The sequence below is a fragment of the Streptomyces sp. NPDC051569 genome, assembly GCF_044454085.1.
Taxonomy (GTDB): Bacteria; Actinomycetota; Actinomycetes; order Streptomycetales; family Streptomycetaceae; genus Streptomyces.
In genome coordinates this window covers 120,949-133,364 of the sequence record NZ_JBITDJ010000016.1, presented here as the reverse complement: position 1 = coordinate 133,364, position 12,416 = coordinate 120,949, and the positions used below count along the sequence as shown (strand labels likewise).

At 70.8% G+C, this 12,416-nt stretch carries 13 protein-coding genes; 4 read left to right on the top strand and 9 right to left on the bottom strand.

The genetic code is table 11. The features are described from left to right. Positions 1 to 23: 23 nt before the first annotated feature. The 8 genes from ACIBAE_RS22005 to ACIBAE_RS21970 all read right to left on the bottom strand — a co-directional run bounded on the left by ACIBAE_RS22005 (position 24) and on the right by ACIBAE_RS21970 (position 6,337). Positions 24 to 410: a rhodanese-like domain-containing protein gene (locus tag ACIBAE_RS22005; protein WP_399288122.1), complete on the bottom strand. Its 387-nt coding sequence runs from the start codon at positions 408 to 410 to the stop codon at positions 24 to 26. Further along, the gene (locus tag ACIBAE_RS22000; protein WP_399288119.1) at positions 407 to 967 is read right to left on the bottom strand and encodes a cysteine dioxygenase; all 561 of its coding nucleotides are present in this window, start codon (positions 965 to 967) and stop codon (positions 407 to 409) included. Before ACIBAE_RS22000 ends, ACIBAE_RS22005 begins: the two co-directional genes overlap by 4 nt. A 67-nt stretch (positions 968 to 1,034) precedes the next feature. Further along, positions 1,035 to 1,106: a putative leader peptide gene (locus tag ACIBAE_RS21995; RefSeq protein WP_310851512.1), complete on the bottom strand. Its 72-nt coding sequence runs from the start codon at positions 1,104 to 1,106 to the stop codon at positions 1,035 to 1,037. Between the two features lie 47 nt (positions 1,107 to 1,153). Beyond that, positions 1,154 to 2,761, bottom strand: a complete 1,608-nt coding sequence (locus ACIBAE_RS21990; RefSeq protein ID WP_399288116.1) for an FAD-dependent monooxygenase — start codon at positions 2,759 to 2,761, stop codon at positions 1,154 to 1,156. A gap of 143 nt (positions 2,762 to 2,904) precedes the next feature. Next, positions 2,905 to 3,810, bottom strand: coding sequence for an amino acid ABC transporter permease (locus ACIBAE_RS21985; RefSeq protein ID WP_399288113.1), 906 nt, complete (start codon positions 3,808 to 3,810; stop codon positions 2,905 to 2,907). Continuing rightward, a complete protein-coding gene (locus tag ACIBAE_RS21980; RefSeq protein WP_399288110.1) occupies positions 3,807 to 4,481 on the bottom strand; it encodes an amino acid ABC transporter permease in 675 nt (224 codons plus the stop codon). The genes ACIBAE_RS21985 and ACIBAE_RS21980 overlap by 4 nt, the downstream gene beginning before the upstream one ends. 80 nt (positions 4,482 to 4,561) lie before the next feature. Then, complete coding sequence (locus ACIBAE_RS21975; RefSeq protein WP_399288107.1) at positions 4,562 to 5,395, bottom strand: glutamate ABC transporter substrate-binding protein; 834 nt, start codon at positions 5,393 to 5,395, stop codon at positions 4,562 to 4,564. 156 nt (positions 5,396 to 5,551) lie between these two features. Then, positions 5,552 to 6,337, bottom strand: a complete 786-nt coding sequence (locus ACIBAE_RS21970; RefSeq protein ID WP_399288104.1) for an amino acid ABC transporter ATP-binding protein — start codon at positions 6,335 to 6,337, stop codon at positions 5,552 to 5,554. Between the two features lie 330 nt (positions 6,338 to 6,667). Here ACIBAE_RS21970 and ACIBAE_RS21965 point away from each other — a divergent pair, with 330 nt between their 5' ends. Together ACIBAE_RS21965 and ACIBAE_RS21960 are read left to right on the top strand one after the other, a co-directional pair. Then, a complete protein-coding gene (locus tag ACIBAE_RS21965) occupies positions 6,668 to 7,381 on the top strand; it encodes a response regulator transcription factor (RefSeq protein ID WP_399288101.1) in 714 nt (237 codons plus the stop codon). Positions 7,382 to 7,385: 4 nt separating this feature from the next. Next, entirely contained in the window at positions 7,386 to 8,777 is a 1,392-nt protein-coding gene (locus ACIBAE_RS21960; RefSeq protein ID WP_399288098.1) for an ATP-binding protein, read from the top strand. A gap of 24 nt (positions 8,778 to 8,801) precedes the next feature. Here ACIBAE_RS21960 and ACIBAE_RS21955 read toward each other — a convergent pair whose 3' ends face one another. Further along, a complete protein-coding gene (locus ACIBAE_RS21955; RefSeq protein WP_399288095.1) occupies positions 8,802 to 9,803 on the bottom strand; it encodes a TAXI family TRAP transporter solute-binding subunit in 1,002 nt (333 codons plus the stop codon). A 98-nt stretch (positions 9,804 to 9,901) separates the two neighbouring features. Between ACIBAE_RS21955 and miaB the strand changes: the two genes are divergently transcribed. Both miaB and ACIBAE_RS21945 read left to right on the top strand, forming a co-directional pair. Beyond that, entirely contained in the window at positions 9,902 to 11,389 is a 1,488-nt protein-coding gene (miaB, locus tag ACIBAE_RS21950) for a tRNA (N6-isopentenyl adenosine(37)-C2)-methylthiotransferase MiaB (RefSeq protein ID WP_399288092.1), read from the top strand. Between the two features lie 78 nt (positions 11,390 to 11,467). Continuing rightward, positions 11,468 to 12,196 carry a class III extradiol dioxygenase subunit B-like domain-containing protein gene (locus ACIBAE_RS21945; RefSeq protein ID WP_399288089.1) on the top strand — a complete coding sequence of 243 codons (729 nt, stop codon included), beginning with the start codon at positions 11,468 to 11,470 and terminating at the stop codon, positions 12,194 to 12,196. The last annotated feature ends 220 nt before the right edge of the window (positions 12,197 to 12,416 follow it).

Here is a 12,416-nt window from a genome sequence, read left to right as displayed (position 1 = left end):
TCGCACCTGTCCCGGTCACCCGCTCACGGGGTGACCGGCAGCCCCTCGGCCTTCCATGCCTGGAATCCGCCGACGAGGTCGGTCGCGCGGTGCAGTCCCAGCTGCCGCAGCGAGACCGCCGCGAGGCTCGACGCGTACCCCTCGTTGCAGATCACCACCACCCGCAGATCGTGGCTCGTGGCCTCGGCCGCACGATGGCTGCCCTGTGGATCGAGCCGCCACTCCAGCTCATTGCGCTCGACGACCAGGGCTCCCGGAATCAGCCCGTCCCGCTCCCGCAGGGCCGCGTAACGGATGTCCACCAGCAGCGCGCCGTCGGCGGCCGCCTCGAAGGCATCGTGCGGCGATATCCGGTCCAGGTCCTGGCGGACCCGCTCCAGCAGTTCATCGATCCCGATCCGCTCGCTCACTGCCACTCCTCCGGACGCTCGACCTGCTCAAGCCGGAGCACCGGGCCCGTGCGGCTGTAGCGCCGCATCAGCGGCAGCGGCGGATAGTAGGCGTGGACGGAGACGGCGTGCTCGGTCCCGGAGTCGTTCCGCACCTCGTGCACGTGGTGTCGGCCGAACGCCCGGCCCTCGCCCGCCGACAACTGCCGCTCGCGGTCGACCCCCTCGGCGAGCTCCAGCGTCTTCCACCCCTCGGTGGGCAGCCGGGCCGCCAGCGAGTCCTCGTGGAGGGCGCCCGCCGCCGTGGCGAACGCGCCGTGCGAGCCGCCGTGGTCGTGCCAGCCGGTCCCCGTGCCCGGTGGCCAGCTGATCAGCCACGCCTCGCTGCCGGCCGGACCGTCGAGCCGGATCCACGTACGGCCCTCGGGATCCAGCGGGAGCGAGGCGATCAGCTCGGCGTCGACCGCGGTCCTGCGGACGAAGTCCAACAGCTCGGCAGGGGTCGGACCGGAGGCGGCGGGCGCGGAGGCGAGGGAAGCGGAAGCGGCGGGCGCGGGGAGGTGTGCGGGAGCAGACATGGTGACCGTCCTGAGAAGTCGCGACGAGGCACGGCCGCGGAGCGGCGAGCACGGGAAGAGAGCGAAATCAGCAGGAAGGGCGACACACGCAGCCCGCATAGCGGAGCAGGTCCATATGGACCCTCCGCCACAGGCGCACATCGGTGTCGGTCACGTTCCGGAGTACACCACGCGCGCCCGCGACGGTCAATCGATGTTCGCAGTGCGGTCACCGGCGGGCAGGGCGGTCACCTCCGGGGGAGCGCCGCCGCGCGCCGCGTCCGCCGCCGCGTACAGGTCCGCGGGGCGCACCCCGCCGAAGGCCGCGACGAGGTGCCCGTCCGGCCGTACCAGCAGCACATTGTGCGCGGAGGCGCCCGGATAGGCCTCGGTGACCAGTAGTTCGGCCCGTACCGGCAGGGCGGTCACCGCGGCGGCCAGCCGCGGCATCACCCCGGCGGTCAGCCAGTGCCGCCGGTCCCACACCCCGGTCCCCGGTGCGACCAGCATCACCAGCAGCAGCCCCCGGCCGAGCCGGTCCCGCAGCGGCCCGGTCGTGCCGTCGGGCGCGGTCACCCGGACATCGGCGACCGGCGCACCGGGGGGCGTGCCGACCGCTGTCTGCGCCTCGGCGTACGGAGGTGCGAGGGGGGAGTGCGGATAGGAGGGCGGTGCTCCCAGGGGGCCGTACCCGAGATGCCCGTCGGCGAGCAGGGCGTCGTGTCCCCGTGCGCCACCGCCCATGTACGTTCGCAGACCGCCGCGGCCCCGCAGTATCGGCAGCGACTGGTCCGCAGCGCGCAGCCGGGCGGCGACGGCGGTGCGCCGCTCCGCCTGGTAGCTGTCCAGCAGGGTCTGCGACGCTCCGTGGTGCCAGTCCTCGGCCACCTTCCAGGCCAGGTTGCCGACATCACGCAGTCCTTCGTCGAGCCCCTGGGTGCCGACGGCGCCGAGCAGGTGCGCCGCGTCCCCGGCGAGGAAGGCCCGCCCCACCCGCCAGCGCTGGGCCAGCCGGTGGTGCAGCGTGTAGACGCCCGTGTCGAGCAGCTCGTACGGGGGTGTCTCGCCGCACCAGCCGGCCAGGGTGTCCCGTAAACGTGCCACCAGCGCGTCGGGCGTGACCAACTCGCCCCGTGCGGGCAGCAGCCAGTCGAGGCGCCATACGCCGTCCGGGAGCGGCCGGGCCGACACCTCGTCGCCGCCGGTGCGCCAGGGCGGCTGCCGGTGCAGCATCGCTTCGCCGGGCCAGGGCAGCTCGGCGCGGAGTGCGGCGACGGCGTGCCGCTCCACCGCCGTACGTCCCGGGAAACGGATGTCGAGGAGCTTGCGCACCGTGGACCTGGCGCCGTCGCAGCCCACCAGGTGGCTGCCGCGCCACCAGGTCGCCCCGGGCCCGCGCGTGTGCACGGTGACTCCGCGGGCGTCCTGCTCCAGCGAGTCCAGACGGCTGTCCGTCACCACCCGCACCAGGTCCTGGTCGGCGATGGCGTTGCGCAGGCCGCGCGCCAGGGCGTGCTGCGGAATGTGCAGGGGGGCCGGGTCGCCGTCCTCGCCGAGCGGCAGTTCCCGCATCAGCTGCTTGCGGCGCATCGAGCGCCAGCCGACCCACCGGGCACCCTCGTCACGGAGGGTGGTGCAGCCGAGCCGGGCCACCAGGGCCGCGGTGTCGTGGCGCAGGACAGCCGTGCGGGCCGGGCGCGGATCGTCCGTACCCGGCCCCTCGTCGAGGACGACGGCGGGCACGCCCTGCGCGGCGAGCGCGAGGGAGAGCGCGAGTCCGACGGGGCCCGCGCCGGCGACGATCACCGGGTCCACGGCGCGGCCCCTCCGGCCCATGAGGTCGTGCGGTCAGTGGCTGCGGGAGCCCGGTGTGTGATCACAGAACGTATGCAACCCACTGGGACTCCTCGCGTCAAGCGACAGGGGGAGCGGCGCGTACACCGCTCGTCCCCGCCGCCTCAGACGCTGCTGCCGGTCATCGTGTGCCCCGGAGTGCCGGCCCCCTGGGCGTCGACGGCTCCGAGAACCGTGCCCGTACTCTTCCTGCCCCGGCGCAGCCGCTGCTCCAGCCGGCCGGCGAAGCTGGTCAGAAGGAAGTTCAGCGCGATGTAGATCAGGGCGATGACGGTGAACGCGGCGATGGTGTTGGCGCCGTAGTTCGCCGTGATCGTGCGGTTCTGCGAGAGCAGCTCCGGGAGATTGAGCATCGCGCCGCCCAGCGCCGTGTCCTTGACGATCACGACCACCTGGCTGACCAGGGCGGGGAGCATCACGGTCACCGCCTGCGGAAGCAGGATGTACGTCATGGTCTGGCCCTTGCGCATGCCGATCGCCTTGCCGGCGTCGGTCTGGCCGTACGGCAGCGCCAGGATGCCGGCCCGAAGGATCTCGGCGATGACCGAGGCGTTGTAGAGCACCAGGGCGGTCACCACCGCGTACAGCGGGCGGATGTCGGAGGAGACGTTGGTGAAGTGCGCGTACAGCGCGTTGGCGAACAGCATCATCAGCAGCACGGGGATCGAGCGGAAGAACTCGACCACGACGCCGACCGGTACCCGTACCCAGGCGTGGTCGGAGAGCCGTCCGATGCCCAGCAGCGAGCCGAACGGCACGGCGATCACGATGGCCAGTGCCGCCGCCCGGAGGGTCTCACCGAGACCCGGCAGCAGATACGTCGTCCAGACCTCGGAGTCCGTGACGAACGGACTCCACTTCTCCGACGTCAGCTGGTTCTTGTCGGCCATGGCGGACAGCGTCCACCAGAGGGCCAGCGCGAACAGGACCACGAACACGATCGTGTAGAGGATGTTGCGCCGCTTGGCGCGTACGCCGGGCGCGTCGTACAGAACGGACGTGCCGCTCATCGCTTCACCGCCACTCGCTTGCTGACCCAGCCCAGGAACAGGCCGGTCGGAAGGGTGAGAACGATGAAACCGAACGCGAACACCGCGAACACGGCGAGGAGCGCGTCGGCCTCGTTCTCGACCATGGTCTTCATCAGGGCGGCGGCCTCGGCGACGGAGATCGCCGCGGCCACCGTGGTGTTCTTGGTCAGCGCGATCAGCACGTTGGCCAGCGGCGCGACGACGGAACGGAACGCCTGGGGGAGCACGATCAGCCGCAGGACCTGGAAGAAGCTCAGCCCCAGGGCGCGGGCGGCCTCCGCCTGGCCGACGGGCACGGTGTTGATGCCGGAACGCAGGGCTTCACAGACGAAGGTGCTGGTGTAGGCCACAAGTCCCAGCACGGCGAGCCGGAAACCCATGGTCGTGAAGTCATGGCCGCCGAGCGTGACCCCGAGCGTCTGCTGGAGCCCGAGCGAGCAGGCCACGATGATCACGGTCAGCGGGGTGTTGCGGACCACGTTGACGTAGGTGGTGCCGAAGGCGCGCATCAGGGGCACAGGACTGACGCGCATTCCCGCGAGCAGCGTTCCCCAGACGAGCGAACCGGCCGCGGAATAGAGGGTGAGCTGCACCGTCACCCAGAAGGCGCCGAGCAGGTCGTATCGCCCGGAATCAAGAAAGTCGAACACGATGACCCGCGCTCTCCTCTGGTTGGCTGGTAGGTACGCGCACGCGCCGCCGGACGGGCCGGCGGCGCGTCACTGCTGTCTCAGCTGCCTTCGGTGATGCTCGGGGCAGGCTCGTTCTGGTACTTGGCCGGACCGAAGTTGGCCTTCACGGCCTTCTCCCAGGAGCCGTCCGACTCCATCTTCTTCAGAGCGGCGTTGATCTTCGTCTGGAGGGCGGTGTCGCCCTTCTTGAGGCCGATGCCGTAGTTCTCGTCGCTGAGCTTGAGGCCCGCGAGCTTGAACTTGCCCTGGTGCTCCTTCTGCGCGGCGTAACCGGCGAGGATGGAGTCGTCCGTGGTCAGCGCGTCGACGGCCTTGTTCTCCAGACCGGTCAGGCACTCCGAGTAGCCGCCGACCTGAAGGAGTTCCGCCTTGGGGGCGAGCTTGTCGTGCACGTTCTGCGCCGAGGTGGAACCCGTGACCGAGCAGAGCTTCTTGGAGTTCAGGTCGGCGGCCTGGGCGATCGAGCTGTCGTCCGAGCGGACCAGCAGGTCCTGGTGGGCCAGGAAGTACGGTCCCGCGAAGTCGACCTTCTGCTTGCGCGCGTCGTTGATCGAGTAGCTGGCCACCACGAACTTGACGTCACCGTTGGAGATCAGGTTCTCGCGCTCGGCGCTGGGAGCCTGCTTCCAGACGATGTCCTTGGCCTCGTAGCCCAGTTCCTTGGCGACGTACGTGGCGACATCGACGTCGAAGCCCGCGTACGTGTTGTCCGGCTTCTTCAGACCGAGTCCCGGCTGGTCGAACTTGATGCCGATGGTGATCTTTCCACCGCCGTCGCCGTCGTCACCGCTGTCGCCGCTGCCGCAGGCCGTGGCCGTCAGGGAGAGGACGAGTGCCGCGGCGGCGGCAGCGCTTGCCTTGTGAAGCTTCATGCGTGGACTTCCCTCGGGTGAGACGTGGACGAATCAGGTTCTGCCGAGCTCGCGAGAGCTGTGACTCGGTGAAGCGGGATCGACTCGGTGACGTGCGATCACTCGGTGACGCACGATCACTCGGCTATGCGGGATCACTCGGTGACGCGGGATCCCTCAGTGATGCAGGATCTTCGACAGGAAGTCCTTGGCACGGTCGCTGCGCGGATTGCTGAAGAACTCGTCGGGCGTGGCCTCTTCGACGATCCGGCCGTCCGCCATGAAGACGACCCGGTTCGCGGCCGAGCGTGCGAAGCCCATCTCGTGGGTGACGACGACCATCGTCATTCCGTCGCGCGCCAGCTGCTGCATGACCTCAAGTACTTCATTGATCATCTCGGGGTCGAGTGCCGAGGTCGGCTCGTCGAAGAGCATGACCTTCGGCCCCATCGCCAACGCCCGTGCGATGGCGACGCGTTGCTGCTGACCACCCGAGAGCTGCGCCGGGTACTTGTCGGCCTGGGAGCCGACACCCACGCGGTCCAGCAGAGCGCGCGCCTTCTCCTCCGCGTCCTTCTTGGCCGTCCTGCGGACCTTGATCTGGCCCAGCGTGACGTTCTCCAGCACGGTTTTGTGCGCGAAGAGGTTGAACGACTGGAAGACCATGCCGACATCGGCGCGCAGCCGGGCGAGTTCCCTGCCCTCCTGCGGCAGCGGATCGCCGTCGATCGAGATCGCGCCCGAATCGATCGTCTCCAGGCGGTTGATGGTGCGGCACAGTGTGGACTTGCCGGACCCGGAAGGCCCGATGACGACCACGACCTCGCCACGGGCGATGGTCAGGTCGATGTCCTGGAGCACATGCAGCGCGCCGAAGTGCTTGTTGACGTTGCTCAGTACGACCAGGTCGCCCGCCGCCGGCACGGCGTCCTCGGTGCCCGTGGTCACTGACACTTCGCTCATCGGCTTTTTGCTCCGTCCTCCTCGATTGGGAGGACCTTATTCACGCACTGCGATCAGCGTCATTACATCTGAGCGGAAATTGAGCATAACGATCCGGCCGCAGCTGGATACTGAGCGTGCGCGAAGCGGTGAAGGCAGTACCGGGTGGGTAACGGAAACCTTGGCGTAACGGGGAAAGTCTTGACTGGCGCCATGTCATGGGCGTGGATGCCCTGGTACGCACAGTCACCACCCACACCGACCGACCACGCAGGCCGGTCACCCGTACGACCAGGCACACTGACCGCGCACGGTGACCGTGCGCGGGGAACACGACCGCGAAGGGGGCTCATGAGGCTGCTGCTCGTCGAGGACGACGACCACGTCGCCGCCGCTCTGTCGGCGGTGCTCGCCAAGCACGGGTTCGACGTCGTGCACGCCCGGAGCGGCGAGGAGGCGCTGCAGGCGCTGCTGCCGGCGGCCAACGCCGGCAAGGAACCGTTCGCGGTGGTCCTCCTCGACCTCGGACTGCCGGACCAGGACGGCTATCAGGTCTGCGGCAAGATGCGGAAGATCACCGCGACTCCGGTGATCATGGTGACCGCGCGGGCCGACGTCCGCTCCCGGATCCACGGCCTCAACCTCGGCGCCGACGACTACGTCGTCAAGCCGTACGACACCGGCGAACTGCTCGCCCGCATCCACGCGGTGAGCCGGCGCACCCCGGCCGGTGAGGAGCCCGGCCAGGCCGCCGAGACGGTTCACCGGCTCGGACGCCTCACCATCGAACTGCCCACCCGCAGGGTGAGCGTGGACGACGAGACCGTCCAGCTGACCCGCAAGGAGTTCGACCTGCTGGCCCTGCTCGCCCAGCGGCCCGGTGTCGTCTTCGGCCGTGAGCAGATCATCAGTGAGGTCTGGCAGACCAGTTGGGAAGGGACCGGCCGCACGCTCGAAGTGCATGTGGCGTCCCTGCGCGGCAAGCTCGGCATGCCCGCGCTCATCGAGACCGTACGCGGCGTCGGGTACAGCCTGGTCGTCCCGTCCGCCCACCCGGGTCCGTAGCCCTGTGCGCACCCGACTTCTGCCGCTGCTCATCATCCTCATGGCGGGCGTCCTCCTCGCCCTCGGCTTCCCGCTCGCCGTGAGTCTCGCCGCCGCGCAGCAACAGCGGGTCGTCGTCGACCGGATCGACGACACGGCGCGGGTGGCGGCGCTCGCCCAGTTCGTCGCCGAGGGCCGCACCGGCACCGACGAGCGGGCGGTCATGCTGGAGGAGGAACTCACCCGCTACTACGAGGTGTACGGGATCAGGGCGGGCGTCTTCTACCGGGACCACGGCGCCATGGCCCGGGCCCCGGAGAACTGGACCGTGCCCGGTACCGGCGAGGGACGCCAGTCCTTCCAGGAAGCCCTGCTGGGCCGCCGCAGCGACGACCCCGAGCAGGTCTGGCCCTGGCAGAACGGCCGGCTCATCGTCGACTCGCCGGTCGTACGGGACGGGGACGTCGTGGCGGTCGTGGTGACGGACTCGCCCACCGGTCAGATGCGGTCACGCATCCTGCGGGGCTGGCTGCTCATCGCCGCGGGCGAGGCGGCGGCCATGCTCGTCGCGGTCGGGGCCGCCTTCCGGCTGACCGGCTGGGTGCTGCGGCCCGTACGGGTGCTGGACGCGGCCACGCACGACATCGCCACCGGCCGGATGAATTCCCGGGTCGCGGCGGCCGGCGGACCGCCGGAACTGCGCCGCCTCGCGAGTTCGTTCAACGAGATGGCCGACAACGTCGAGGAAGTGCTGGAGCAGCAGCGCGCCTTTGTCGCCGACGCCTCCCACCAGCTGCGCAATCCGCTCGCCGCCCTGCTGCTCCGCATCGAACTGCTCGCCCTCGAACTGCCCGACGGCAACGAGGAGATCGCCTCCGTACGCACCGAGGGCAAGCGTCTCGCCCAGGTCCTCGACGATCTGCTGGACCTGGCCCTGGCCGAGCACACCGCCGCCGACCTGCGGCTCACCGACATAGGCGAGCTGGTGGCCGAGCGGGTCGCCGCCTGGCGGGCCCTCGCCGAGGAGAAAGGGGTACGCCTGACCGAGCACCCGGCCGCCGTCACCGCGTGGGCCGACCCCGTCGCGCTCTCCAGCGCCCTCGACGCCGTGATCGACAACGCACTCAAGTTCACCCCCGCCGGCGAGGAGGTCACCGTCTCGGCCGCGCGCGACGGCCTCACGTCCACGATCGTCATCCATGACGGCGGACCGGGACTGACGGACGGTGAGATCGCCAGAATCGGCGACCGGTTCTGGCGCAGCAACCGGCATCAGAACATCAAGGGGTCGGGTCTCGGTCTGTCCATCTCGCGGGCGCTGCTCGCGGCGGGCGGCGGCTCGATCGCGTACACGCACGGTGAGCCGGGGGGCCTGCGCGTCACGCTCACGGTCCCGAGGTCGTCCCCCACGGCGTGAGCGTCCCGCCTCCGTGGGCGCCCGCTACGGTTTGACCGACTGGTAGTAGCGCCTGGCGCCTTCGTGCAGTGGCAGCGGGTCGGTGTAGATCGCGGTCCGCAGATCCACCAGCTGCGCCGGATGCACCTCGTGGCCGATCCGGTCCCGGCTGTCGATCACGGTCCGGGTGAAGCCCTCCGTCAGCGGGGCGTCCATCCGGTCGGTGGTCACCAGCAGATTCGCCACCGCCACGGTCGTGACGGCCGTGTCGTTGCGCACCTCGCCGTAGGCGTCGGCGGGTATCTCCGCGGAGCGGTAGTAGCGCGAGGCGGCCTCGCCCGAGGCGCGCAACGAGGTGATCAGTGCCGGGTCCAGCGGCACCAGCCGGATGTCGAAGCGCTCCGACAGCTGCTGCACGGCCGCGGTGGGCAGCCCGCCCGACCAGAAGAAGGCATCCAGGTCGCCCCGTTCGAGGAGGCCCGGCATGGTGTCGATGCCGGCCGGGACCGGCGTGATGTCCCTCTCGGGGTCGACCCCGGCGGACCGCAGGATCCGGTCGGCTATCAGCCGGACCCCTGATCCCTCCTGCCCCACGGCGACCCTCCTGCCCCGCAGCCCGGCGGTGGACTGGACCGCGGAACCGGCAGGGACCACCAGCTGCACGTAGTCGTCGTACAACCGGGCGCAGCCGCGCAGGGAGTCCGCGCCCGGCTTGGCGTCCTTCTGGTATTTGGCGACGGCATCGGCCGTGGCGATGGTGAAGTCGGCCTCGCCGCTCGCCACCCGTGCGATGTTCTGCTGCGATCCCTCGCTGGTCCGCAGCCGTATCGAGACATCGGGCAGGTCGTGCGCGAGATCGTCCTTGAGCAGTGCGCCGTACCGCTGGTAGACGCCGCTGGTCACCCCCGTACTGAAGGTGATCGAGCCGCTCGGCGCCGGCGCCCCGATCGGCAGCAGCCACCACGCCAGCAGCCCGAGCGCCACCAGTGCCGCGGCGGCGCCCTGGACGGCACGGCTGCGGCTGATCCGGGACGGCAGGGTGGCCATGACGCGATCCTGCCAGCTCACTCCCCGTAATGGCCAGGCCCTGTCCGATGGAAGCCACGGGCGCCGGGCCCGGCCGACCCCGTACCCTGGTGGGCGAGATGAGCGCGAAGACTTACGAGGTGCGCACCTACGGGTGCCAGATGAATGTCCATGACTCCGAGCGGCTGTCGGGTCTGCTGGAGGGGGCCGGCTATGTCCGCGCGCCCGACGGCGCCGACGGCGATGCCGATGTCGTCGTCTTCAACACCTGCGCGGTGCGGGAGAACGCCGACAACAAGCTGTACGGAAATCTGGGCAGGCTCGCCCCGATGAAGACGAAACGGCCCGGCATGCAGATCGCCGTCGGGGGCTGTCTGGCGCAGAAGGACCGCGACACCATCGTGCGGCGCGCGCCCTGGGTCGACGTCGTCTTCGGTACGCACAACATCGGCAAGCTGCCGGTCCTCCTGGAGCGCGCGCGTATCCAGGAGGAGGCGCAGGTCGAGATCGCCGAGTCGCTGGAGGCCTTCCCCTCCACGCTGCCGACCCGCCGGGAGTCCGCCTACGCCGCGTGGGTCTCCATCTCCGTCGGCTGCAACAACACCTGCACCTTCTGCATCGTGCCGGCGCTGCGCGGCAAGGAGAAGGACCGTCGTCCCGGTGACATCCTGGCCGAGGTCGAGGCGCTGGTCGCGGAGGGCGTCTCCGAGGTCACGCTGCTGGGCCAGAACGTCAACGCGTACGGCTCCGACATGGGCGACCGCGAGGCATTCTCCAAGCTGCTGCGCGCCTGCGGCGGGATCGAGGGCCTGGAGCGGGTCCGCTTCACCTCACCGCACCCGCGTGACTTCACGGACGACGTGATCGCGGCGATGGCCGAGACCCCGAACGTGATGCCGCAGCTCCACATGCCGCTGCAGTCCGGCTCGGACACCATCCTGAAGGCGATGCGCCGTTCGTACCGGCAGGACCGCTACCTCGGCATCATCGACAAGGTGCGCGCCGCCATCCCGCACGCCGCCATCTCCACCGACATCATCGTGGGCTTCCCCGGCGAGACCGAGGAGGACTTCGAGGAGACCATGCGGGTGGTGCGCGAGGCGCGCTTCGCGCAGGCCTTCACCTTCCAGTACTCCAAGCGGCCCGGGACCCCCGCCGCCGAGATGGAGGGGCAGATCCCGAAGGAGGTCGTCCAGGAGCGCTACATGCGCCTGTCCGCCCTCCAGGAGGAGATCTCCTGGGAGGAGAACAAGCGTCAGGTCGGCCGGACCCTGGACGTCATGGTCGCCGAGGGCGAGGGACGCAAGGACGGTGCCACCCACCGGCTTTCCGGACGCGCCCCCGACAGCCGTCTCGTGCACTTCACCAAGCCCGACGAAGAGGTACGCCCGGGTGACGTGGTGACCGTCGAGATCACCTACGCCGCCCCGCACCACCTGCTCGCCGAGGGGTCCACCCGGACGGTGCGCCGTACCCGTTCCGGTGACGCCTGGGAGAAGCGGAAGGCGGCGCGCGACGCGAAGCCCGCCGGCGTGCTGCTGGGCCTGCCGACGGTCGGTGTGCCGGCCCCGCTCCCCGTCGTGACGGGCGGCTGCGCCGTCGAGTGATCAACCCCCCCTGAGGGAGTGATCCGGGCGCCTCGGGCGAGTGATCCGGGACTGATCCGTCCGGGTTAGGGTGCGATCATGCTCGTCGCCGCTGCCGTCTGTCCCTGTCCTCCGCTGCTCGTGCCCGCCGTGGCCGCGGGCGCGGCCTCCGAGCTGGACGCGGCGCGCGCCGCGTGCGCCGGCGCCCTCGGGGTGCTGGCCGCCGCCCGGCCCGACCGGCTGATCGTCGTCGGGCCCGCCGGTGAGGACGGCCGGGGGCCGCACCCGCACGGTTCGGCCGGGTCCTTCCGGGGCTTCGGAGTGGCGGTCGATGTCGTCCTCGGCGGGTCCGGGGACGGAGCCGCCGCCGGTCCGCGTCCCGGGCCCGGGCTACCGTCCTCCCTCGCGGTCGCGGCCTGGCTGCTGGAGCACGTCCGCTGGTCGGCCGCCCCGGTCGACGGACTCGGCGTGGGGGAACGTCTGGATCCCGAGCGCTGCGCGGAAGCCGGACAGGAGATCGCGACGGGCCCCGACCGGGTGGCCCTGCTCGTGATGGGCGACGCCAGCGCGTCCCGCTCGCTGAAGGCGCCCGGCTATCTCGACGAGCGGGCCGCCGCGTTCGACGAGAAGGTGGCGCGGGCCCTGGAAACGGCGGATGTGGCGGCGCTGAAGGCACTGGACGCGGAGCTGGCGTACGACCTCAAGGCGGCGGGACGGGCGCCCTGGCAGGTGCTGGCGGGCGCGGCCGAGGACGCGGGTCTGAGCGGTGAGCTGCTGTACGAGGCAGCCCCTTACGGCGTGGGATATCTGGTGGCCGCCTGGTCGTAGCCGGCTCGGAGTGTGCTGACCCGGAGTGTGCTGACCCGGACTGTGGCGACCCGGACTGTGGCGACCTGGCCGCGTTCAGTCAGATCGCTGTCGTGGGGGGGCCCCCCCCCCCGGGGGGCCCCCCCCGGGGCGGGGGGGGGGCGGGGGCGGGGGGGGGGGGGGGCCCGCGGCCCCCCCCCCCCCCGCGGCCAACGCGGCCGAATGCGTGACCGGCCCCCCG

What these genes read in the sequence shown, in the direction of transcription:
- ACIBAE_RS22000 (WP_399288119.1), bottom strand. Translation starts at nt 967, where the DNA reads ATGTCTGCTCCCGCACACCTCCCCGCGCCCGCCGCTTCCGCTTCCCTC.
- ACIBAE_RS21985 (WP_399288113.1), bottom strand. Translation starts at nt 3,810, where the DNA reads ATGAGCGGCACGTCCGTTCTGTACGACGCGCCCGGCGTACGCGCCAAG.
- ACIBAE_RS21975 (WP_399288107.1), bottom strand. Translation starts at nt 5,395, where the DNA reads ATGAAGCTTCACAAGGCAAGCGCTGCCGCCGCCGCGGCACTCGTCCTC.
- ACIBAE_RS21970 (WP_399288104.1), bottom strand. Translation starts at nt 6,337, where the DNA reads ATGAGCGAAGTGTCAGTGACCACGGGCACCGAGGACGCCGTGCCGGCG.
- ACIBAE_RS21965 (WP_399288101.1), top strand. Translation starts at nt 6,668, where the DNA reads ATGAGGCTGCTGCTCGTCGAGGACGACGACCACGTCGCCGCCGCTCTG.
- ACIBAE_RS21955 (WP_399288095.1), bottom strand. Translation starts at nt 9,803, where the DNA reads ATGGCCACCCTGCCGTCCCGGATCAGCCGCAGCCGTGCCGTCCAGGGC.
- miaB (WP_399288092.1), top strand. Translation starts at nt 9,902, where the DNA reads ATGAGCGCGAAGACTTACGAGGTGCGCACCTACGGGTGCCAGATGAAT.
- ACIBAE_RS21945 (WP_399288089.1), top strand. Translation starts at nt 11,468, where the DNA reads ATGCTCGTCGCCGCTGCCGTCTGTCCCTGTCCTCCGCTGCTCGTGCCC.